We start from the raw sequence: 22,532 nt of genomic DNA, 5'->3' as shown, positions 1-22,532 counted from the left end.
GATGAGGGCGGCCCCATGTCAACCACGGCAAACAGGGCAGGGATCTACAGGAAATTCTCCACTCTGGGGGCGGCCATCCAGCGGGTGGATGGAAACAACACCCATAGCGGGAATCTCTCACTCCGTGATCCAGAAGATCCGGACGTCTTCTACATCACCGCCTCCGGTTCGCAATCAGGTGCTCTCACCCCCAGGGACATCGTTCCCCTCCGGTTTTCCCGGGTCAGTTGGGGAGATGCCAGAGCCTCTTCCGAATCCAACGTTCACAGGAGGATCCTGAGCCTCCCGGGGGTGAGGGCCTGTATCCACTGCCATCATATCCTCTGTACGGTCATCACCTTTGATTCGGCGGAAAAACAGATTTTCCTCACATACCTCGGCAAGGACAAAAGGGGAAGAGAGGAGTTCCTCTTCCAGCCGGTGGACCTTTTCGGTGCATATGCTGCAAGGGGAGTGAAGGTCGGCACCTACCGGCAGCCGGTGGGGTCGGCGGAGATGGAGGAGAGAGTCCCTGAGTACCTGGCAGAGTCTCCCCTCACCCTGATCAGGGGGCACGGGCCTTTTTGCAGGGGTACTTCCCTTGAGGATTGTCTCTACCGGCTGAGCGTCCTTGAGGGCAGCGCTTCGCTGGCCCTCAATCTGAGGCGCCGGGGTGTTGAGTTGGGAGCGATTCAGGAGAAGATCATGACAGGGGGCCCGGATTCGGTCTTCCCCCTTGTTCCCCGTCTTCCGGCCCCGGGAGAGCCGGTGACCTGCCAGATCGATGACGAGGCCACGAAAGCCGATTTTGCTTACTGGCTTCATTACAACTACAATTTCAGGATCGGTGCCTACGGAACGGGCTCCATGAGCCAGAAGGTGACTGCCGGGGCGATGATTTACTGCCCCATGTCCGCCGCCCCGGAAGGGATGGACTTCCCTCTCAACCGGCTCTCTCTTGAACCCGGTGAGGGAGACACGGCCGATGAGGCGCTCCATAAGCTGATCTATAACAACACGAACTACAGGACTTGCATGATTACATCCAGTCCCCTGGCCACGGCCGAGGGGATGGCGGTAATGGCCGAGACCTTCGGTCTGGATCCCCTGCTGGGCCGGAGACCTGACACCCCTTATACCTTTGAGCACCACCCGGTAGTGGTTCCCATCGATGCGGAAGCCATGTATCTCAACCCGAGGCTCGGCCTGGTGGATATGACAGAGCTGACCGACCTGAGTCCCGGCAATCCGATTCTGAGCATGCTCCGGTGGCACAAGGGCTGCTGCATTGTGGCAGGTTATGGGGTCATCTCGGTGGGGGACACGAGCCTGGAACAGGCAGCCCACAATGCGGCCTCTGCCGAGAGGATTGCCAGGTTCCGGATGGAGGTCTTTCTCAACCAGAGGGTCCTCGGCGGTCCTTCCCTCAGATCCTTTGAACCGAGAACCCCTTGAAGCCCGGAGACGGGAGGTCCCATGGAGAGGGAAACCATCGACTTTCTTGCCGTGGATCTGGGAGCCTCCACCGGTCGGGTGGTGCTGGGCCGCTGGAACGGGCGAACCTTTGACGTGGTGCAGTTGCACCGCTTTGCCAACGGTTCTGTGGGGATCCTTGGCCACCAGCACTGGGATGTGCTGCGTCTCTGGCAGGAAGTCAGAGAGGGTCTCGCCCGGTATGTCGGTCGGTTCCATACCCGTCTGGCAGGTATCGGTGTGGACACCTGGGGGGTGGATTTCGCCCTGCTCGATTCCGCCGGTCGCCTGTTGGGCAACCCCTATTCCTATCGGGACCCGCGCACCCGGGGGATGATGGAGGTCGCCTTTCAAAGGGTCTCACGCCGCGAGATCTTCGAGCAGACAGGTGTCCAGTTCATGGAGTTGAACAGCCTGTACCAACTCCTCAGCATGGTCGAGACAGGTGATCCCCAACTCGCGGTGGCAGACACACTGCTCATGCTGCCGGACCTCTTCCATTACTGGCTGAGCGGCCGTAAGGCATCCGAGTTCACCATAGCTACCACGAGCCAGATGTTCGACATCCGCAGGGGAGAATGGGCCAGGGAACTGCTCGCCCGATTGGGGATTCCCACCCACCTCCTTCCGCCCGTGCTTGCTCCGGGCACGATCCTCGGTGAGATGCGGTTCGATTTGGCGGCCGAGGTGGGCCTCGGCCGGGCCATCCCGGTGATCGCACCGGGCAGCCACGACACGGCCAGCGCCGTGGCTGCCGTACCGGGGCTGGACGAACGGAGCGTCTATATCAGCAGCGGTACCTGGAGTCTGATGGGTGTGGAGGTGGACGAGCCCCTCGTGGACGATCGAGTGTTGGCCCTGAATTTTACCAACGAGGGGGGTGTGGCCGGAAAGACTCGACTCCTGAAGAACCTGGCTGGTCTTTGGTTGCTCCAGGAGAGCAGGCGCCAGTGGGAACGGGAAGGTCTCTCCCATACCTGGGAGGAACTCCTGGCCCTGGCCGAGAGGGCAGAGCCCTTTGTCGCCCTGATAGATCCTGATGCCGTCGATTTCATCGGGCCAGGCGATATGCCCGCCGCTATCAGAGCCTACTGCCGGAGAACCGGACAGCCCGAGCCGATCGGGCCTGGTCCGACTGCCAGGTGTTGCCTCGAGAGCCTGGCCCTGAAACACCGTTTGGTACTCGATGATCTGGAGACCCTCACGGGGCGGCATCTGGAGACTATCAGGCTCGTCGGCGGAGGCAGTCAGAACCCCTTGCTCTCCCAGTTTACCGCAGATGCCTGTGAGCGCCAGGTGGTGGCAGGGCCGGTGGAGGCCACGGCACTGGGCAACATCCTGCTGCAGGCCGTTGCTACGGGCCACCTGGCCGCCGTTACAGAGGGCCGCCGGGCCATTTCAGCCTCCACCAGGCAGCAGACCTATGAACCAAGATCACGGGCGGCCTGGCAGGAGGCTCTCGCCCGGTTCAGAGGACTCGTTTTCGAGGGGGGAGATCGCTAGAATCTCTCTGTCGGCCCCGGGAGGGCCGTCTTGTGTGGGGACAGCCCGGGATCACGGGCCGGTTGGCCGGCTGTGGATTCCCCGGTTCCTCACTTGAGGACGAATTCCCGGCAGTAGATATGGGTGCGGATTACGGTAAAAGTGTCGGCGTCGGCGACAGCAGCTTCGGCTTCAGGCGAGGCGAAGTCTTCCTGCATCTGTTCCAGTGAGTCCCACCAGAGCTCGGCGATGCCGTCAAATGGCAGGTCGCCTTCGATCTCCTGGTACTCTTCGATAGCCACGTTGATCCGATAGGCTTTGAGATTCTTGAACTTCAAGGTCAGTGGAGCATGATCTCCAATCCAGCGTTTCTCGAAGTCGGACAGGCTCATGCCTGGTTTTGCCTTCAACAGGGCGATCAGTTTTACAGGCTGAGACATGGGTTCCCCTTTCTTCCCCGGTCGTTCTTCAGGAATCCGGCTGCTTTTTCCCCCTTTATTCGGGCCGCGCTACGGGCGCCGGATGGAATGCTAAGGCAAAAACAGATCGATTTTCAGGGCATTCCAGATACCGCACTTCCGGCACTGAGCCTCCCAGTGGTCGTGGAGTGCTCCGCAGGCAGGACATCGGTATTTGAAGAGCCGATGGCGGAGCACCTCGGCGGCCAGGGTGTAATACCGGTTGGCCAGGGCCTCGTTCAGCCTCTTTTTCTCCACCTCTGCCAGAAGCAGGAGCGCTCCGGGTGAGGCCTCCACATCGGGTAGCCTGGTGATCTCCTGTTCGGCCTCTTCTATGAGATCCTGCCTCAGGTAGATCCTGGCGAGGAGGAGCCTGGCCAGTCCATGGCGGCTTGAAGCCTTCCTGTAGAACTGGACGAGCTCCTTGTCGCCGCCGTGTTGGAGCCGGTAGTCCTCCAGGGCTTTCACGACGGGAATTTGGAAATCCTCCAGCAGGGCAGACTCCCAGAGCCTCAGGGCCTTCTCGGGCAGACCCTCCCTGATGTACTCCTCCCCGAGGCTCAGGAGGGAGGGAACAAATCCACTCCGGAGCTTCAGGCTCTTCTCGAGAGACGCCGCACCTTCCCTGGGATTTCCGGCTCTCTGCTGGGACCGGGCCTCCTCGTACCAGAGGATCGAAAGAGCCTCATCGAACTGCTCGGCCGAAACCAGCCCTTCTTTGCGGAGGAGTCGAAGGGTTTCCATGGCCTCAGACCATTTCCCCTGAGCCTTTTGAACTCTCAGAAGCCCTCTCAAGGCCACGGGATTCGACTTCTCCCTCTCCAGGACCCGGTTGTAGTAAAGTTCGGCCTCCGAGTAGTTTCCGGTCCCCTCACTGCTTGCTGCTATTCCCAGGACCGCCCGGATATTGTGGGGATCCCTTGAAAAGACGTGATGGAACTGATCCGAGGCTTGGGTGAACCGCTTCCACTCGAGAAAGACGTCTCCGAGGTCGAGGAAGAGCTCCAGGTTGTCCGGGTTGAGACGGATGGCCCTCTCGAGAATCGTCTTCGACTTCTCCAGCTCGCCGAGGCGGAGGAAGTCCCTCGCCTCTTGGCGGTACTGGTCGGTTCTCTCATCGCGCCTTCGGGTTCGCCTTTCCCTCATCCCCAGCAGAGCACCCCGGACTCCCTGGAGGAGGAATAGGACATAGACAAAGACGGCTCCCAGAATGAAAGCCCCGAAGATAATCATGTAGAGAGGAACCTGAGTAGGGCCCTTGGTAAAGAGCTTGAGCTGCACCGCGGTAGGGTTTTCCAGAGCGAGATAGCTCAACCCCATGACCACGACCAGGGTGAGGACAAAGACGATTTTTGACATTACCTTGACTCTCCGTTTCTATGGCAGGATGCCGTCATTCTCCCATGAACCGCCCCTCCTTGGCAATCCAAAAAAGCAAGAGCGCCCAGGCTTCGAAGAGGCCTGGCAAGAGCTGTTCTGGGAGAGTGGTGGCTGAAAGAACAGAGCCTCTCGGGGAAGGGAGAGGAGCCGTCGCCCCCTTGGGTGGTAAATCCGGGATCCATCAGGCCGCGCGCCTCAGTTTGACGGCGCAGACCTTGTACTCAGGTATCTTGGCGATGGGGTCAAGGGCCGGATTGGTGAGAATATTGGCCCTGCTCTCGAGAAAGTGGAAGGGCATGAAGAGAACCCCTTTCGCTACTGCCTCTGTGAGCTTAACCCGTGTTGAGACGGACCCACGCCGGGACTCCAGGATCACGGTCTCCCCGTCGGTGATCCCGAGTTCTGCAGCGTCTTTGGGATTCATCTCCAGGTAGCACTCCGTGATTTCACGGTCGAGTGAAGGGGAGTTCCTTGTCATCGTACCTGTATGGTAATGGACATAGAGCCTTCCCGTAGTGAGTTGGAAGGGGTAGTCCGTGTCAGCCCTCTCGGCAGGAGCCTGGAATTCGATGGCATGGAACAGGCCCCTCCCCCGAGCGAATTTTCCCTTGTGCAGGAAAGGGGTTCCCGGATGTTCGGCATTCGGGCAGGGCCATTGCAGGCCCTCTCCCTGAAGCCTGTCATAGGTTATCCCGCCGTAGGACGGCGTCAGCCTGGCGATCTCCTCCTGAATCGCGGCAGGAGACTCGAAGTTCATTGGGTAGCCAAAACGGTTTGACAGGTCCTGGATGATTTGGAGGTCGGGCCTCGCCATTCCCGGCGGGTCAAGGGCCCGGCGTACCATCTGGACCCTCCTCTCCGTGTTGGTAAAGGTCCCCTCCTTTTCAGCGAATGAGCTCGCCGGGAGAACCACATGGGCCAGCGCCGCAGTAGGACTCTGGAAGATGTCGATCACAAGCAGAAACTCCAGGCTCTTCAATGCCCTTTCCACGTGGAGACTGTCCGGATCGCTCACCATCGGGTTTTCCCCCAGTACGACCAGGGCCTTGACTCTTCCATTGAGGATGGCTGGAAATGTCTCGGTGGCGGTCAGTCCAACCCTGTCTGAGAGCCTTGCCTTCCAGGCTTCTTCGAACTTGCTGCGAACCCCCTGGTCGGTCACGGCCTGATAGCCCGGGTAGACATTCGGGAGCGCTCCCATATCACACGCTCCCTGGACGTTGTTCTGTCCCCTCAGCGGGTTGACCCCTGTCGATTCCTTGCCGAGGTTCCCTGTGAGCATGGCCAGATTGGCCAGGGATTTGACGTTGTCCACGCCGGTGGTATGCTGGGTGATTCCCATGGCGTAAAGGATGGTAGCCCGTTCGGCGCTACTGTAATACTCGGCGGCTCTCTCCAGGTCAGCTACAGCAATCCCCGTGATCTCGGACACCTTCTGAGGAGGGTATTTTTCTATGACCGCCCGCATGGCCTCGAAATTCTCTGTACGCTCCTCGATGAACCGGGAGTCCTGCCACCCGTGGTGTATGATGATATGCATGAGGCCGTTGATAAGGGCTACATCGGTTCCCAGGTTGTGCTGCAGGTGGAGGTCTGCCTGGAGAGTGATGGGAATCCGTCGGGGGTCGGCGACGACCAGTCTTGCTCCCTTCGCTTTTGCACGGTACACCCGGGTGGCGACCAGGGGATGGGCCACCGATGTGTTGGAACCGATTATGAAGACGCAGTCAGCCTCACCGATCTCTTCGACGGAGTTGGTCATCGCTCCACTGCCAAATGCGGCGGCAAGCCCGGCCACCGTGGAAGAGTGTCAGAGCCTCGCACAGTGGTCGATATTGTTCGTCCCGATGGCTGCGCGGGAGAATTTCTGGAGCAGATAGTTCTCCTCGTTCGTACACTTTGCGGACGAGAAGACGACGATACTGTCTGGACCGTGCTCTTCCTTGATTTCCCGGAGCCGCGAGACGGCAAGATCGAGCGCCTCGTCCCAGGAAGTCTCCTGGAGAGTTCCGTCTCTGCGTACCAGAGGCTTTGTGAGTCGCTTCGGACTATTGACAAACTCGTGAACCGTCCAGCCCTTGACGCAGAGCCGCCCCTGGTTTACCGGGGCTGTCTTGGAAGGGAGAACCCCCACGAGCTTTCCATCGAGAACCTCCAGAAGCAGCCCGCAGCCGCATCCACAATAAGGACAGGTTGTGGGAACGGTCTTGAGTTCCATGGGTTCTCTATCCCCCGATGATGATGAATGGTGACTTTTTCTCCAGGCTGTAACCTGTCTGGTAGCCGAACTCCTCGCTCACGATCTCTCCTACCTTTTTGTAAAGGATCCTGAGAGGGATGTCTGCGGGACAGGCCTCCTCGCACAGGCCGCAGTCGATACAGCGCCCGACCATGTGGACCGCCCTGATGAGGTGGAAGGTCGGGTTGTCCGGGGGGATTTCCCCCTTTCCCACCAGGACCTCCTCCTGGAGTGAACATTCATTGCAGAAACACATGGGACAGACATTGCGGCAGCCAAAGCACTTGATGCATCGGCTGAACTCGGCCATCCAGAATGCTAGGCGGCTCTCGAGATCCATCTCGTCGATCCGGTCGACCCTTTCGTTCTCTCTCTTCTCTCCTTGAGGCCCTTCGATAAGGCTGTCAGGGTAAGGCTTGGCGCATTCGCACGCCCTGGCCAGTTCATCCGGACAACCGATCCCAACTGGAAGAACCCTCTCCTTGTCAAGCTGGTTCCACTTGAAGAGCTCCCTCAGCCCTCTTTCGTCACATCCACGAACGAGGACACCGAAGGTCTCGTCGGGATGTTGCCTGGCAAGGTGTATCAGCAACTGGTTGAGGGGATACCGTGCGTCGCCGGGCTTCTTCCAGTCGCCCAGGGAGAGCCTTTCGAGTTCTTCGGGCCTGCGAAACAGGTGGGGCAGGATCTGTCCCCCATCCTCTCTCAGCCCGAGAAAACCCTTGATTTTTCCTTCTGAAAATAGCTGTTGGACATGTTGTCGGACCTTTTGGCTCATAGGTCTCAGGCAGCCTCCTTTGCTTTGAGGGGGTTCGGCCCAATGCTTTTGATATCCTCCACGAACTTGGACACCTCTTCCACGTATTCCGAGGCCTCCGAGGAAGAGACCCATCTGACTCTGAGACGGTCGGGATCGATTCCCGAGAAGGCCATCAGTCTCCGGAGGAAGGTCATTCTCTTGTTTGCAATCACATTACCAGACTGGTAATGGCATTCCCCGAACCGTCAGCCCGCCACGAAGATGCCGTCTGCCCCCTCCTGGAGTGCCTTGAGCACGTAATGGGGCGATATGCTCCCCGTGCACGTAACCCTTATGGTCCGCAAGGAGGTGGAATACTGCAGTCTACTGACCCCAGCCAGGTCAGCCGCTGCATATGCTCACCAAGTGCACAGGAAGGCTATTATCTTCGGCTTGAAATCATCGGCCATAATAGACTCCTTGAGAGCCCGTCTCGGAGCCTCTAACCCCCCAGCCAGGCCCGATCTCGCTATTACGTCATCTACTCATCGCCTTTTTGATTTCCCAACATATCTGCCCGGATGTGAAGCCCTGAAGCTCCACGCTGCCCGAGGGGCAGGTCGCGGCGCATGCGCCACAGCCTTTGCAGATTGCTGGGTTGACCTCACAGATCCTACGCTCTTCCAGGTAGCGGATGGCCTCATAGGGACATACATTAAGGCATCCCTGGCAACCGACACAGGTTTCCGGGTTTATCCAGGCCACTATGGCATTGCCGGACATCCGCTTCTGGGACAGAACCGTCACCGCTCGGGAGGAGGCGGCAAGCCCCTGGGCTATGGATTCGTCGATCGGTTTCGGGCAGTGAGCAAGGCCGCAGACGAATACCCCGTCCGTGGAGAAATCGCTGGGCCGGAGTTTCACATGGGCCTCGGCAAAGAAGCCGTCGTCGTTGACAGGCACCTTGAAAAGCCGGGCCACAGGGTTTTCCTTTGGGGGAACGACGGCTGTGGCCAGGATGATCAGGTCCGGATGAATCACCATTTGACGGCCGAGAACATAACTGGTAAAGCGGACCCCAAGCCCCTCCTCGTCTCTCGTCACGTCGAGCTGCCGTTGGGCATCGTATCTGACAAAAACAACCCCCCTGTTCCGGGCCTCCCTGTAAAGGTCTTCGCGTAGCCCGTAGGTCCGCATATCCCTGTAGAGGACAAAAACTTCCGTGTCTGGATTCAGATCCTTCAATTTGAGCGCGTTTCTAACCGTGTGGGTACAACAGACCTTTGAACAGTAAGGTCTTTCTTCGTTTCGAGACCCTACGCATTGTATGAAGACGGCAAAGTGCGGCTCCTTGAGAGAACTGTCGCCCTCTATGAACCTCCTGTCGAGGTCTAGACTAGTTAGAACCGAGGGGTCTTTTCCGTATAGATACTGGTCGGGCTTGAGCTCCGAAGCACCGGTCGCGATTATGGCAACGCCGTGCTCGACGGTGTGATCCTTACCGTCGGCCTCAACGGTGGATCGGAAGTTACCCACGAAACCATCCACGTGGGTCAAGTTGGCGTTGACCCAGACCTCGATATTCGGGTCCGATCGTACATCCTCTATGAGTCCTGCCAGATACTGTTGGACCTTCTCGCCCCGCCAGGTTTCATAGAGGTTTCGACCCTGGCCTCCCAGAGCGGCGTCCCTCTCAATGAGATAGGTGTGGTAACCCTGTTGTGCCAGATTCCTTGCGGCAGTCATCCCGGAGATGCCGCCTCCAACCACGAGGGCGGCCTGGTTGACCTCGATGACAGGCTCGACAAGAGGGGTGTGGCGAGCCACCTTGGCTACTGCCATCCTCACGAGATCCTTGGCCTTTTGGGTGGCCCCTCCCGGATCCCCTGCATGCACCCAGGCACACTGATTTCGAATATTGGCCATCTCGAAGAGGTACTTGTTGATACCGGCATCGGCCAGGGTCTCCTGAAAAAGAGGCTCATGGGTCAGAGGGGTGCACGCAGCAACGACGACCCTGTTGAGCCTCTCCTTCTTGATGACCTCGGCGATTTTCCCCTGAGTATCCTGGGCGCAGCTGAACAGGTTGTCCTCCACGTAGACCACGCCCGGCAGGGTGCGGGCGTATTCAACAACAGCCGGCACGTCCACCACCCCTGCTATGTTGGTCCCGCATCGGCACACAAAAACTCCGATGGCGGGGGGCTGCCCACTGACGTCGATCTCCTGAGGAATCTCCTTTGTCCTTGTCATGGACCACCTGGAATCGGCCAGGGAACTACCGGCAACGGCCGCAGCCGCACTTGCCTCGATAACCGAGGAGGGGATGTCTTTCGGGCCCTGAAAGGCCCCGCAGACAAGGACACTGGGCCTCGAGGAAAGAACCGGGGCAAAGCTGCTGGTGGACGCATATCCGTAAGAGTCGACCGTAATTCCCGCCCTCTCGGCCAACGCGACCGCCTCCGCGGAGACGCCCAATCCCACGGAGAGAACCACCATGTCGAACTCCTCTTCGACCCGCCGTCCTGACTCGTCGACGTACTGGATGAGCAGGTTTCCATTGCCGTCCTTCTCGATGATCCTGGCGATTCGGGACTTTATGAATCTGACGCCCGCCTCCTTTTCCGCCCGATTGTAATACCGCTCGAAGCCCTTGCCGTAGGTCCGCATATCTATGTAAAAGATAGCGGTGTCGAGGCCGCCCTTTGCATGTTCCTTGGCTACGATGGCTTCCTTTATGGCATAGGTGCAACAGACCCCGGAGCAGTAAGCCTTGGCCCCCTCGTGAACGTCCCTGGAACCCACACACTGGAGCCAGGCGATCTTGGCCGGCTCTCTGTTGTCCGAGAATCGGACCAGATGTCCTCCCAGTGGCCCTGAGGCGGAAAGCATTCGCTCGAATTCCAGGCTGGTGACGATGTTGGGAGAACGACCGTAACCATAAATATCCCGGGTGGAAGGGTCGAAGACCCGGGAGCCTGGAGCGAGAATGACAGAGCCCACATGAAGGGTCGACTCCCTCGGCCGATCGTCGAAATTGATGGCACCGGCCGGGCAGAGCTTCTCACAGACCTTACATTTCCCCTTTGTCAGGTAGATACAGTTGGCAGCATCGATCACATACTTCAGGGGGACGGCCTGCGCGTACTGGACATGGATCGCCTTTCGTTTGGCCAGGCCTGCGTCATACTCGCTGTCCACCTTCTTGGGACACTTCTCTGCACAGAGGCCACAGGCGATGCACTTTTCGAGGTCCACATAGCGGGGGTGTTGTCTTATCGAGACTTCAAGATCACCCTGCTCGCCGGAGATGCCTGTCACCTCCGAGAGGGTCATGAGCTCTATGTTGAGATGCCGGCCGACCTCGACCAGTTTGGGCGAAAGGATTCACATGGAACAGTCGTTGGTGGGAAAGGTTTTGTCCAACTGGGACATGACTCCCCCGATGGAAGAAGACCTCTCCACGAGGTAGACATAGAACCCGGAATTGGCCAGATCCAGGGCCGCCTGCATTCCGGCAATCCCCCCGCCCACCACGATGACTGAACCGGTTTGATTTTGCACCATTTCTTCTCCTACTCAGGGGTGACCGATCATGTCTCCCCTTGCGTCGAAAGAAAGCCTTCTATATCCTTTAAAGGGATCTGATTCATCTCCAATCCGAGGATCTTGCTGTCGATGTCGAGGCTGAGCCCGAGCAGTTGCGGATAGAGAATCGAGGGCAGTGCGTGGTCTTTCTCCCTCCTTGTGAGGATCGTCTGCTGAACAGTGTCGAACTGTATCTGGCAGTACGGACAGGCGGTACAGAAATAGTCGGCACCGGAACGGATCCCGTCGTCCAACTTCCTCTCGGTCAGATCCATGGAGAGCTCGTCCGCTACTCCCCAGGCCGGGGCACCACAGCAGTCGAGCTTGGTCGGCCAATCGATGCTCTCTGCTCCGGTGACCTCGACGAGTCGATCAAAGACCGTGGGAGCCACCGGGTCATCGAACTGCACGACCTTGCTAGGGCGAAGCACATGGCACCCGTAATGGGTCGCGATTCTGAGTCCTTTGAAAGTCCCCTTCAGCTTGTCTCTGATGGGGTCCATCCCCACATCATGGTAGAGCACCGAAAGGAGGTGCCTGACCTCCACCCTGCCCTCGTACCTCAATCCCTCTTTCTCGAGGATACCATTGATCTCCCTGTTAAGTGAGTTCTCTTCCCTCAAGAGGTGGTCTGCCTTTTTCAGGCTGCCGTAACAACATTTGCACAGAGTGAGAAGGTTCAGTCCCTGCTTTTCTGCAAGGGCGAGGTTTCTGGCCGACAGGAGGAGAAAGGTCTTGAAGTCGGTGTTTCTCAAGGGGTATCCACAACAGTTGAACTGCTCTATATCGACGAGGCTCACACCGAGTTTTGCCAGAACCGCGCGAGAGGAAGTTTCATACTGGTTCAGGCGGGCCGGGATGGTGCAACCGATAAAGAAGGCGAATTTCATCATCCTTTTCCCATCTCGTCGAAGTGCCTCTCCTTGATTCTTCTTACGGCCAGATTCTTCAGCTCATAGAGGACATCGGTGACGGCCACCTGCTGGGGGCATTGTTCCTGGCACTGATAACAAGTGATGCAGTCCCATAACATGACGGAGCCAAAAGCGAGATCTCTGATGCCCAGTGCACAGGCATGCATGATCTGGTGAGGCAACAGCCCGAGGGTCTCGCCGGGGTTTTGGAAATTACTCACCACCGGACAGACGGTGGTACAGGTTTCACAGCCGAAACAGACCGAAAACGTCTTCGCCTGGGCCGAGAGGCTGAGTTCCCCCTTGAGTGCCCTGCCTGATGGTGTGAGTTCGAGGTCCCTTTCCTGATGGACCATCAGATCGCATTCGGCGGTGATGGCCTTTCTGGCCCGGTCAAGAGGCCTTTCATAATCCCCCTCTTCGATTTCACGGTGCATCAGCCCCCGGTAGAAAGATAGGGGCGAAAGGATGAGAAACTCGGGGTAACCCCTTTCGAGGAGGTCTTCTCTCACGGTGAACCAAAGGTCCTGAAGGTTGATTCCCACCGGGCAGACAAGGGTACAGCGGTAACAGTTGGTACAGAGATAGACGCCTTCTTGAAGGATTCTTATCTCTTTTGCCCCGAGCTTCCTGCCAGAGGCGAGAGCCTTCAGGGAAGCGATTCTCTCGGAGGGGAGAATGTTTGGGTTGGGGATCTCTTCAAAGGCCACACCCACAGAGCAGCGTACAGTGCATGTCCCGCAATGGGTACACGCGTCGAGCTCCATGGCTTGCTTGGTGGCCATATTGGCCGGGGAGGATCTCCCCCTTTCCATAACAGCGTTGGCAAGAAGGCTCAGAGGGCTTGCAACGATGTGGAACATCTTGCTAAAGGGGACATAGACAAGACCTACAAAACAGGCCATGATATGAATGTACCAGAGGATCACCGGTATACCCGTCCGGTCGAGAGACAGGGCAAAGGGCCTGACCGCCCTGGCCACTCCATAACCTGCAAAGGCCCACTGGGGTCTCGAATGGCAATCGGCACAGGTTATCTCATGGAGTTCCCTCCCCCTGTCGAGTGTCTCCTTGTCGAAGGGCCCTTTCACGGCCGGGGAGACCATGGCGAATTTCTCTATCCAGTAAGCCTCCAAGGATCTCGACTCTTTTTCATTCTCTGCGGCCCCGTACTCCTCCACCATCTTCCGGTAGCTGGAGTAAGAGACCATCTTCGTGCCCTCGGTGAGGATTCCGGAGAGGATGATGACGGCAACGATGATGATGGCATAGTAGTCCATGGCGTTGGTCACCAGGCGCGGCACCTTCAGGATGAATCTCCTGTAAAGGGCGAGGAGAAGCCCGAAGATGACAAAGACGCCAAAGATATCCCGCAGAAACAGAAAAGGGTTGACGGTGGAGTAATAGCCGGGAAAGAAGCCGGAGGTAATCACACTACCCAGGGCATGCATGAGGAGCAGCAGGGTGAACCCGAGGTATACGCACATATGCATCAGCCACCGGAGAGGGTCCTCCCGAAGCGTTCTCTGCTGGAGGAGAACCTGGAGCAGGAAAACCTTCAGGATCGTCACGATCTTCCTGCTGAAAACAGTCGCCATGACGCCGCCGAAGGCGGCAAGAACCCTTTCGAACGCTGGTATCTGCCGTGCTTCCTTGCCGATTCTGTACCGGAACCAGGTGGAGACCTTATAGAGCAGGCCGGCCCCGAAAAGGACGAGAGAGACGTACAAGGCGGTAGTTGCGATCATCGGCTGGAGTTCCCGAGCTCAAGCGTTTCCCGTGATTCCCTTTGAATTCGGCGCAGCCTTCCCTCCGCCCGGGAGAGGTTCCTGGGAAGCGGGAAGCACGGCCCGCAGGACTGTGAATTATTTATCAAATCCTCTTCCATGTCAAGGGCAAAATGACTGGAGTTTCCCCATTCGGCTGCTGATGTCTTCTAATCAGTTGAAACGAAATGGAAACCTGAATGCAGGAACTGAAAAGGGGTGTCGGAACTTCTCCGTCTGCAACCCTGATAGGGTCACCGCGGGACCTTGGAAGCGAAGGGATAAGGGTTTTGTTCTGCCGAAGAGCAGCCACGGTAAACTCAGCAACTTCTGAAAATCCTTGATCGAGAAGTTGCAAAGCCCCAGTAAGATCACCCAACACTACCCCTCTTCAGTGTCTACCAGCTACGGGCCTGGGTTTGCCGGATATTCCTCAGATTGCGGGTGAGATCCTCCCACGCCTTGTCCCGGGAAGCATCTGCGGCCCTTGTCACTTGCCGCCCTTGACTTTTTGAGGGCTTGTTCATATATACCAGATCGGTTCACTGCTTTTCAATCCACCCGGGGCTCGTTGCGTTGAGGGTTCATGCGCTTCGGCTTTCACATCTCCATTGCAGGCGGGTTTTCGAGGGTGGTCGGGCGGGCCCGCCTCAGGCGGTGTGATACCATACAGCTCTTCTCACGAAACCCCAGAATGTGGAGTTCGCCGGCTCTGGATGAGAAGGAGGCTGCGGTCCTGAGGAAGGAGCTGAAAGAGGCGGCCATCTCTCCTGTCTTCGTTCATCTCCCCTATCTTCCGAACCTCGCGGCGAGGTCGTCTCCTTTCTACAGGCGATCCGTCGAGGTCCTGTGTGAGGACCTCTGCCGGGCAGAGTCTCTTGGCGCCTCCTACGTTGTAACCCATATGGGAAACCGGCTCAGGGAAAGCCTAGAGAAGTGTCTCGATACCCTTGCCGAGAGCATCGGCAGGGCCCTGGAGGAGGTCGAAAACGGCACGATCCTTCTTCTCGAGAACACCTCGGGCCAGGGGACCCAGATCGGCTGGCGCTTCGAGGAGATCGGCGCGGTGATAAGAGGGGCCGGTGAGGGGGAGCGGCTGGGAGTCTGCCTTGATACGGCGCACGCCTATGGAGCCGGCTACGACCTGTCGACCAGGGAGGGACTCGACGCCACCATCGAGGAGCTCGATACTTTCGTGGGGCTGGAAAAGCTCTGTCTCCTTCATCTCAACGACACCCAGGTGGCTCTCGGTTCGCGCAAGGACCGGCATTGGCACATAGGCAAGGGTCGCATCGGCCTTGAAGGATTCAGAAACATCGTGAACGATCCCCGCCTCTGTCACCTTCCCGGCATCATGGAGACACCCCAGGACCACGTCGATGAGGATTTGGAGAACATGTCGGTGATCAGGAGCCTCGTTGGAGGTCCTTCTCTTTGATTGACACCGCGGTGGAAACGAGGCCTTCCCGGGGAGCCGTCTGGAAAGGAGGGGAGGGAGCAATGGAGAGATGCTCCTGGTGCGGAGATGATCCGCTGTACGTCAAATACCACGACGAAGAGTGGGGCGTTCCTGCCCATGACGACAGGAGGCATTTTGAGTTCCTTGTGCTCGAAGCGGCCCAGGCCGGATTGAGCTGGATAACGATTCTGAGAAAGAGGGCGAACTACAGGAGAGCCTATGACGGCTTCGACCCTGCCAGGGTTTCGAGATACGACGCCGGCAAGATAGAGGCACTCTTGAAGGATGGGGGTATAATAAGAAACAGGAGGAAGATCGAAGCCTCGGTCAACAACGCAAGGAGATTCCTGGAGATACGGGAGGAATTCGGGAGCTTTGACGAGTATATCTGGAGATTTGTGGACCACAGGCCTGTGATCAATTCATGGCAGAGCGAATCGGAAATCCCGGCGAGTACTCCGCTGTCCGGCAGAATAAGCCTCGACCTCAAGAAAAGGGGATTCCAGTTCCTGGGACCGACCATCGTCTATGCTTACATGCAGGCGGTGGGCCTGGTTAATGATCACGTCACCGGCTGTTTCAGACACGGAGAGCTCCTGTATCAGACCGAGAATCATACCAAAAGGCCGGGGAGAAAACAGGAATGAGGAAGGCCGTGGAGCCATGAAAGGAGCTTCCCCGCCGAGAGGCGATTCCAAGGTGGAGGTGCGGGGTGCAGAGGCCCGGTACTATGATCTCCTGATGAACCTCATCACCGGGGGTTCGTATCCTTTTTTTATTCGGGCCGTGATGCGGCACATGGGCATTCAGCCCGATGACGCCATCTTGGACCTGGGAGCGGGCACGGGGCGAAACGCCTGCCTCATGCGCCGGTACCTTTCGGACAGGGGGCGGATCCTCGGGTTGGACATCGGGCCGGAGATGCTGGCACAGGCACGACGGAAGTGCCATCCCTTCAGCAACGTCACCTTTGTGAACCGGCGGGTGGAAGAGGCTCTGCCCTATGGCGGAGAGTTCGACGTGGTCTTCATCTCCTTCGTCCTGCACGGCTTTGTCCAGGAGGACCGGCTGCGTATCGTTGAGAACGCATATCGGGCCCTGCGCTCGGGCGGGCGGTTTTTTGTTCTCGACTATAACGAGTTCGACCCGGCTTGCAGCCCGTGGCCGGTTCGCCTCGCCTTCCGGCGCGTCGAGTGCCCCCTTGCGAGCGATTTTGTGAAGCGTGACTGGCGGGCTATCCTGCGGGGAAAGGGGTTCGGAGATTTCGAAGTGAACTGCTTTTACTTCGGTTATGTCCGGTTGCTGGCGGCACGCAAGCCGCCGGGCTTCCGGCCGCCCCCTGTGTCGGGGCTTGGTGATAATCTATCAGGAGGCAGAGATGGACAAGAACAGACTCTTTGAACCACTCCGATTGGGCGCTCTCACACTGCCCAACCGCCTGATCATGACCACGGTTAAGCTGGGATACGGCACGAAGGCAGGGGAGGTCACAGATCGCCACATCGCCTTCTACGTCCGCCGGGCTGAGGGCGGTGTGGGCCTGATCACCACCGAACCGCTCTACATACGGCCGAACGGTCGCGAGCTGCCCACCCAGCTCGGCATCCACGAGGACAGGCTTCTGGACGGATTGCGTCTGATGGTTGATGCCGTCCACAGGGAAGGCGGGCGCATCATGGCCCACATCAACCACGCGGGGCGGGCCGTCAATCCGAAGTTGGTGGCGGAGCGAGAGCGGGTGTCCGCATCGGATGTCCCTTGCCCGGCAAACGGTGTGACTCCTCGACCCCTTTCCCTGGCCGAGGTCGATGAATATGTCGGGTTTTTTGGTGATGCTGCCCGTCGTGTCAAGGAGGCCCGCTTTGACGCTATCGAGATTCCCTTCAGCCACGGCTATCTCATCCACCAATTCCTCTCGCCCCATACAAACCGCCGCAATGACGAGTACGGTGGTTCCCTGGAGGGCAGGCTCCGTTTCGGGAAGAGAGTGATGGAGGCTGTGCGGGGGGCGGTGGGCAGCGATTTTCCTGTCGTAGTACGTATGAATGCCACAGACTACGTTGAGGGCGGACTGTCCATCGAGGATGCCGTCACCGTTGCCAGGTCGCTCGAGGAGATGGATGTGGAAGCTCTCAGCGTCACCTCGGGCACCATGTGCGAATCCGTACCGTTCTGTCTCTATCCCACGGGTACGCCCAAAGCCAACTTACTGCCCATGGCCGCCCGTATCAGGGCCGCCGTATCGGTGCCGGTGGCTGTGGCCGGGCGGATCCGCACTCCCGAGATCGCCCGCGAGGCCCTGGCAGAGGGCCAGGCCGACCTGATAGGATTGGGCCGGCCGTTGCTGGCCGACCCGGACTGGCCGCGCAAAACGGAGTCGGGAGACGAGGAGGGGATCCTGCTCTGTGCCGCCTGCCACCAGGGCTGCCTGGCGGAGCTGCGGCAGGGGCGCGGCACCTCGTGTATGTTCAATCCCCTGGCCGGACGGGAGTGGGAGATAAGGATCACACCGGCCGAGCACCCGAAGTGCGTGATGGTCGTGGGTGGCGGACCGGGCGGGATGGAGGCGGCTGCTGTTGCGGCCCGGCGGGGACACCGTGTCACGCTCTACGAACAGAGCGATCGATTGGGAGGACAATTCCGTCTGGCCTCACAGGTGCCCTTCAAGGAGGAGTTCTCCGACATCGTCCGCTATCAGGCAACAGAGATCGAGCGCGCCGGAGTCGAGGTGCGGATGAACACCACCGTCACCCCGGATGTGGTGGAGCGTGAGAATCCGGATGCGGTTGTTGTGGCTGCAGGGGCAGACCCCATCGTCCCTCCCCTGCCCGGGCTAGAGGAGACACGGTGGATGACGGCTTACGACTTGCTCGACGGCCGTACCAGGGTCACGACTTCAACGGCCTTCATCGTGGGGGCGGGAACCGTGGGGTTGGAGACGGCGGAGTATCTGGCCCGGCGCGGGGTGAAAAGCATGGTCGTCAAGAGGAGACCCGAGGTGGGGGGCAAGCTCGACATGCTCGCCCAGGCCGTGCTTCTCGGGCGGCTGAAGAAGCTCGATGTGGAAGTACGCACAGGGGTTGAGGTCGTACGTTTCGAGACGGACGGTGACGGCCGGACTGTCGTCGTTGCCCGGCCCTATCCGCACGAGGACGGAACTCGCCAGATGCGCTTTCCGGCCGAGACGGTGGTCATCGCTCTGGGGCTTCGTCCCAACCGGGAACTGGCCGAGGCCTTGAAGGACCGTGCAGAGGTATACCCCATAGGTGACTGTGTGGAGCCACGTGAGGCCCTGAATGCGGTCTGGGAGGGGTTCGACGTGGCGCGGAGACTCTAGTATTGTCTGTACGCCTTACGGTTGGCGGGCGGTCTTGTTCGCCACGGGCAGGGCGGGCCGCTCGTTGACCGTCAGTTCGAATACGTCGGGTCGGGCATAGTGGCCGACTACGTCGAAGTCGAACTTGGCCTGGACGATCCTGGCGAGATCGAGTTCGGCAAGGAGCATGCCCTCCTGGTCATGGAGGGGACCTGCCAGGACCTTGCCCAGGGGAGAGACGATGGCGCTTGCGCCCCGGCACAGGACCTCCGGTTGTCCGGCCAGCTTCTCGATTTCTTCCAGGTCCTTGGGATACATGGCCTTGGTCACGAACTGGTTGCAGCCGAGCACAAAGCACCGGCCCTCGCAGGCGATGTGGCGCAGAGTGGCCAGCCAGGTGTCGCGGGAGTCGGCGGTGGGAGCCAGATAGACCTCGACTCCCTTTCCGTACATGGCCATCCGGGCCAGGGGCATGTAGTTCTCCCAGCAGATCAGCCCGCCGATTCTCCCGATCTCCGTCTCGATTACGGTCAAGGTGCTCCCGTCTCCCTCGCCCCAGATCAGCCGTTCGGCGCCCGTGGGTTTGAGTTTGCGGTGCTTGCCCAGGAGCCGTCCGTCAGGGCCGAAATAGAGGAGGCTGCAATAGAGGGTGCCTCCGCCGAAGCGGTTGTCCCTTTCGATGACGCCGATGGCGAGATAGACCCCGGCCTCACGGGCAGATGCTGCCAGGGCTTCGGTGGTGGGGCCGGGTATGTCGACGGAATTGGCCCAGTAACGCTGCCAGGTCTGTCTCCCCGCCGGGCTGCGGCTGCCGATCACGGTGCCGAAGCTTAGGCCCCGCGGGTAGGCGGGTATAAAGGCTTCCGGGAAAAGGACGAGCCTCGCGCCGTTGGCCGCAGCCTCCTCGATCAGGCGGCAGGCCTTCTCGACGGTGGCCTCCCGGTCGAACAGGACCGGGGCGGCCTGCACCACTGCAGCCTTGAACCGGGGCGGAGAGTCCTTCATTTTGGAAGACGCAAATCAGGGTCGCCGGATGGGGCCGGGTCCCCGCCTATGGCCAGTTGTTCTCACCCCGGGTGAGATAGTCGTGGATGGAGTCTGCCGCGTGTCGGCCCGCTCCCATGGCCAGGATCACCGTGGCGGACCCGGTCACGATGTCTCCTCCTGCCCAGACCCCCCGCTTGGTGGTCTTCCCGGTGGCAGGGTCGGCGACGATATAACCTCTCCTGTTCAGCTCGAGGCCCGGGGTCTGAGTGGGCAGAAGGGGGTTGGCCCCTGCTCCGATCGCCACCACTACCAGATCGCACTCCAGGATGTGTTCCGAACCCTTGATCGGGATGGGCCTCCTCCTGCCGGAATCATCGGGCTCTCCCAGTTCCATCTTGATGCACTCCATCCCCTTTACCCACCCGTCCTCGTTCCCGAGAAACCGGACCGGAGTGGTAAGGAGGAGAAACTCTACCCCCTCCTCTTCGGCATGGTGGATTTCCTCGATTCTGGCAGGCATTTCAGCCCTCGAGCGCCTGTAGACTATGCGGACCCTGTCGGCCCCAAGGCGGAGGGCCGTCCTTGCAGAATCCATGGAGACGTTGCCCGCCCCGAGAACACAGACGTCCTTGCCCCGAGCGATGGGAGTATCGTATTCCGGGAAGAGATAGGCCTTCATCAGGTTCGACCGGGTGAGATACTCGTTGGCCGAGTATATGCCGCAGAGGTTTTCTCCGGGGATGTTCATGAACATGGGCAGGCCTGCCCCGAGACCGAGAAAGACCGCATCAAAGCCGTCTTCAAGAAGCCCGTCCACCGTTTCGATTCGCCCGATGACCGAGTTCGGTTCCACCTTGACGCCGAGCTTCATGAGGTAATCGACTTCGGCCTGGACTATGGCCTTGGGCAGACGGAATTCCGGGATACCGTAGACAAGCACCCCTCCCGCCTTGTGGAGGGCTTCGAAGATAGTCACCTCGTGACCCTTGAGTATGAGATCCCCTGCCACGGTGAGCCCGGCAGGACCGGATCCGACAACGGCCACCCTCTTGCCCGTAGGGGCCGCCTTCTGGGGGAGGATCATCTTGCCCTTGGTTCGCTCCCAATCGGCGGCGAAACGCTCGAGCCTCCCGATTGCAACGGGTTCCGCCTTCTTGCCGAGAATACACGTCTTTTGGCACTGGTCCTCCTGTGGGCATACCCGCCCGCAGATGGCCGGCAGAGCATTGGTCTCCTTGATCTTCCTCGCTGCAGCGTCAAAATCCCCCTCTTCGATCAGGCGGATAAAACCGGGGATGTCGATTCCCACCGGGCAACCTTCGACGCACTTGGGCTTCTTGCACTGCAGGCACCTGGAGGCCTCTAGCTGGGCTGCTTCAGGGGAATAACCAAGGGGGACCTCGTCGAAGTTCCTCTTTCTCACCTCAGGCGGCTGTTCCGGCATCTTCTGCATGGGGATTTTCCGCTTCTTGGGTTTCTCTTCAGACATTTTCATCCTCCGAAATCTGGCGCCTTCTCACGCCCCCAGGACTCAGGGGGTCCTCTGTCCGGGAGAGACCTGCCCCATGAACCTCTCCATGGCTATCTTTTCCTCGGTCAGATAGGCACTTTGCCGTTTGGTCAGTTCATCGAAGTCAACAGCATGGCCGTCGAATTCAGGCCCGTCCACGCAGCAGAACTTGGTCACCCCTCCGACGGAAACCCGGCACGCCCCGCACATTCCTGTGGCATCTACCATGATCGGATTTAGGCTGACCATCGTCCTTATACCGTAGGTCTTGGTGAGCCTGCACAGGAACTTCATCATGGGGACCGGGCCGATGGCAACCACGAGGCTGGCGCTCTTGTCCTCGTCGAGGATCTCCTTGAGCACGTCGGTGACAAACCCGTGGTGGCCATAGCTGCCGTCATCGGTGCAGACCCGGAGGACGTGGCTGGCAGCGGTCATCTCTTTTTCCAGGATGAGGAGGTCTTTGGTGCGGGCCCCGATGATTGCGATCACGTGATTGCCCGCTCGTTTGTATGCTTTGGTAATGGGATGCATGACGGCCACCCCTGTGCCTCCGCCGACACAGATCACGGTGCCGAGCTTCTCTATGTGCGTCGGCCTGCCCAGGGGACCGATCACGTCGAGGATCGAATCACCTACCTCGAACGTCCTGAGAAGAGCCGTGGTCTTTCCCACGACCTGAAATATGAGGGTGATCGTTCCTCTTTCGGCGTCGGTGTCGGCCATGGTGAGGGGGATTCTTTCTCCGGTTTCGTTGGCCCGAACGACGACGAACTGGCCGGGTTCGGCCTTTGCCGCAATCTTGGGCGCTTCGACTATGAACTCACAGACCGTCTCTTCGGCCATCTCCCTTTTGGAAAGAATCTTGTACAAGGTCGTCCCTCCTATCTGCAAAATTTTTCACAAGCCCGGCCCAAAAAAAACACCGCTCCTTCCCTGCGAAGGCTCATCCGCTGCCGGGTCGTGGATCGGCTGTGAACCACGGGCTCTCCCCTTCCGTCTCTTCAGACCGACTCGGTCGGGCCTCCCTGGGATCCATCGATTACCGATTATCACAAATCCCCTCCCAATGCAACCGAAAGTCCGGGCCGGCCGTTCTCCCCTTCTCAAGGAATCTCTTTTCGAATCCCTGGATTTCTAAGGATGTTTCTCGATTCTGAAGTGAAACGCCTTTGTTCCTTCCCTCCTGAACTCACGGCGTGAGCCTCACCCGCCCCGGATTCTTTGATCGATCCGGTTCAT

17 protein-coding genes are annotated in these 22,532 nt (G+C 59.1%); 6 read left to right on the top strand and 11 right to left on the bottom strand.

Annotation, left to right across the window (positions count from 1 at the left end; all coding sequences use genetic code 11):
- Positions 1-15: 15 nt before the first annotated feature.
- Positions 16-1,434, top strand: a complete 1,419-nt coding sequence (locus tag JRJ26_15530) for a class II aldolase/adducin family protein (protein ID MBW2058897.1) — start codon at positions 16-18, stop codon at positions 1,432-1,434.
- A gap of 21 nt (positions 1,435-1,455) precedes the next feature.
- A complete protein-coding gene (locus tag JRJ26_15525) occupies positions 1,456-2,955 on the top strand; it encodes a rhamnulokinase (protein ID MBW2058896.1) in 1,500 nt (499 codons plus the stop codon).
- A gap of 89 nt (positions 2,956-3,044) precedes the next feature.
- Here JRJ26_15525 and JRJ26_15520 read toward each other — a convergent pair whose 3' ends face one another.
- The 8 genes from JRJ26_15520 to JRJ26_15485 all read right to left on the bottom strand — a co-directional run bounded on the left by JRJ26_15520 (position 3,045) and on the right by JRJ26_15485 (position 14,000).
- Entirely contained in the window at positions 3,045-3,374 is a 330-nt protein-coding gene (locus JRJ26_15520) for an EthD family reductase (GenBank protein ID MBW2058895.1), read from the bottom strand.
- A gap of 90 nt (positions 3,375-3,464) precedes the next feature.
- A complete protein-coding gene (locus JRJ26_15515) occupies positions 3,465-4,751 on the bottom strand; it encodes a DUF1049 domain-containing protein (GenBank protein ID MBW2058894.1) in 1,287 nt (428 codons plus the stop codon).
- Positions 4,752-4,953: 202 nt separating this feature from the next.
- Positions 4,954-6,990 (bottom strand): formate dehydrogenase subunit alpha, encoded by a 2,037-nt coding sequence (gene fdhF, locus JRJ26_15510; protein ID MBW2058893.1) that lies wholly within the window; start codon positions 6,988-6,990, stop codon positions 4,954-4,956.
- Between the two features lie 7 nt (positions 6,991-6,997).
- The gene (locus JRJ26_15505) at positions 6,998-7,789 is read right to left on the bottom strand and encodes a 4Fe-4S dicluster domain-containing protein (protein MBW2058892.1); all 792 of its coding nucleotides are present in this window, start codon (positions 7,787-7,789) and stop codon (positions 6,998-7,000) included.
- Positions 7,790-7,794: 5 nt separating this feature from the next.
- Complete coding sequence (locus JRJ26_15500; protein MBW2058891.1) at positions 7,795-8,220, bottom strand: hydrogenase iron-sulfur subunit; 426 nt, start codon at positions 8,218-8,220, stop codon at positions 7,795-7,797.
- Positions 8,221-8,287: 67 nt separating this feature from the next.
- Positions 8,288-11,317 carry a CoB--CoM heterodisulfide reductase iron-sulfur subunit A family protein gene (locus JRJ26_15495; protein ID MBW2058890.1) on the bottom strand — a complete coding sequence of 1,010 codons (3,030 nt, stop codon included), beginning with the start codon at positions 11,315-11,317 and terminating at the stop codon, positions 8,288-8,290.
- Between the two features lie 26 nt (positions 11,318-11,343).
- Positions 11,344-12,228 carry a CoB--CoM heterodisulfide reductase iron-sulfur subunit B family protein gene (locus tag JRJ26_15490; protein ID MBW2058889.1) on the bottom strand — a complete coding sequence of 295 codons (885 nt, stop codon included), beginning with the start codon at positions 12,226-12,228 and terminating at the stop codon, positions 11,344-11,346.
- Positions 12,228-14,000 (bottom strand): 4Fe-4S dicluster domain-containing protein, encoded by a 1,773-nt coding sequence (locus tag JRJ26_15485; GenBank protein MBW2058888.1) that lies wholly within the window; start codon positions 13,998-14,000, stop codon positions 12,228-12,230. The genes JRJ26_15490 and JRJ26_15485 overlap by 1 nt, the downstream gene beginning before the upstream one ends.
- A 604-nt stretch (positions 14,001-14,604) precedes the next feature.
- Between JRJ26_15485 and JRJ26_15480 the strand changes: the two genes are divergently transcribed.
- The 4 genes from JRJ26_15480 (at position 14,605) to JRJ26_15465 (ending at position 18,814) form a co-directional block, all read left to right on the top strand.
- Positions 14,605-15,456 (top strand): deoxyribonuclease IV, encoded by an 852-nt coding sequence (locus JRJ26_15480; protein ID MBW2058887.1) that lies wholly within the window; start codon positions 14,605-14,607, stop codon positions 15,454-15,456.
- A 62-nt stretch (positions 15,457-15,518) separates the two neighbouring features.
- The gene (locus JRJ26_15475) at positions 15,519-16,124 is read left to right on the top strand and encodes a DNA-3-methyladenine glycosylase I (protein MBW2058886.1); all 606 of its coding nucleotides are present in this window, start codon (positions 15,519-15,521) and stop codon (positions 16,122-16,124) included.
- A gap of 16 nt (positions 16,125-16,140) precedes the next feature.
- The gene (locus tag JRJ26_15470; protein ID MBW2058885.1) at positions 16,141-16,878 is read left to right on the top strand and encodes a methyltransferase domain-containing protein; all 738 of its coding nucleotides are present in this window, start codon (positions 16,141-16,143) and stop codon (positions 16,876-16,878) included.
- Positions 16,856-18,814: an FAD-dependent oxidoreductase gene (locus JRJ26_15465; protein ID MBW2058884.1), complete on the top strand. Its 1,959-nt coding sequence runs from the start codon at positions 16,856-16,858 to the stop codon at positions 18,812-18,814. Before JRJ26_15470 ends, JRJ26_15465 begins: the two co-directional genes overlap by 23 nt.
- A 15-nt stretch (positions 18,815-18,829) precedes the next feature.
- Here JRJ26_15465 and JRJ26_15460 read toward each other — a convergent pair whose 3' ends face one another.
- The 3 genes from JRJ26_15460 to JRJ26_15450 are packed head-to-tail and all read right to left on the bottom strand — an operon-like array spanning position 18,830 to position 22,163.
- The gene (locus JRJ26_15460; protein MBW2058883.1) at positions 18,830-19,798 is read right to left on the bottom strand and encodes a carbon-nitrogen hydrolase family protein; all 969 of its coding nucleotides are present in this window, start codon (positions 19,796-19,798) and stop codon (positions 18,830-18,832) included.
- A gap of 46 nt (positions 19,799-19,844) precedes the next feature.
- Positions 19,845-21,269 carry an NADPH-dependent glutamate synthase gene (gltA, locus tag JRJ26_15455; GenBank protein ID MBW2058882.1) on the bottom strand — a complete coding sequence of 475 codons (1,425 nt, stop codon included), beginning with the start codon at positions 21,267-21,269 and terminating at the stop codon, positions 19,845-19,847.
- A gap of 42 nt (positions 21,270-21,311) precedes the next feature.
- Positions 21,312-22,163 (bottom strand): sulfide/dihydroorotate dehydrogenase-like FAD/NAD-binding protein, encoded by an 852-nt coding sequence (locus tag JRJ26_15450; protein ID MBW2058881.1) that lies wholly within the window; start codon positions 22,161-22,163, stop codon positions 21,312-21,314.
- Positions 22,164-22,532: the final 369 nt, after the last annotated feature.

This window comes from Deltaproteobacteria bacterium, assembly GCA_019308905.1.
Classification (GTDB): domain Bacteria; phylum Desulfobacterota; class BSN033; order WVXP01; family WVXP01; genus JAFDHF01.
This window is presented reverse-complemented; position numbering and strand designations above follow the sequence as displayed.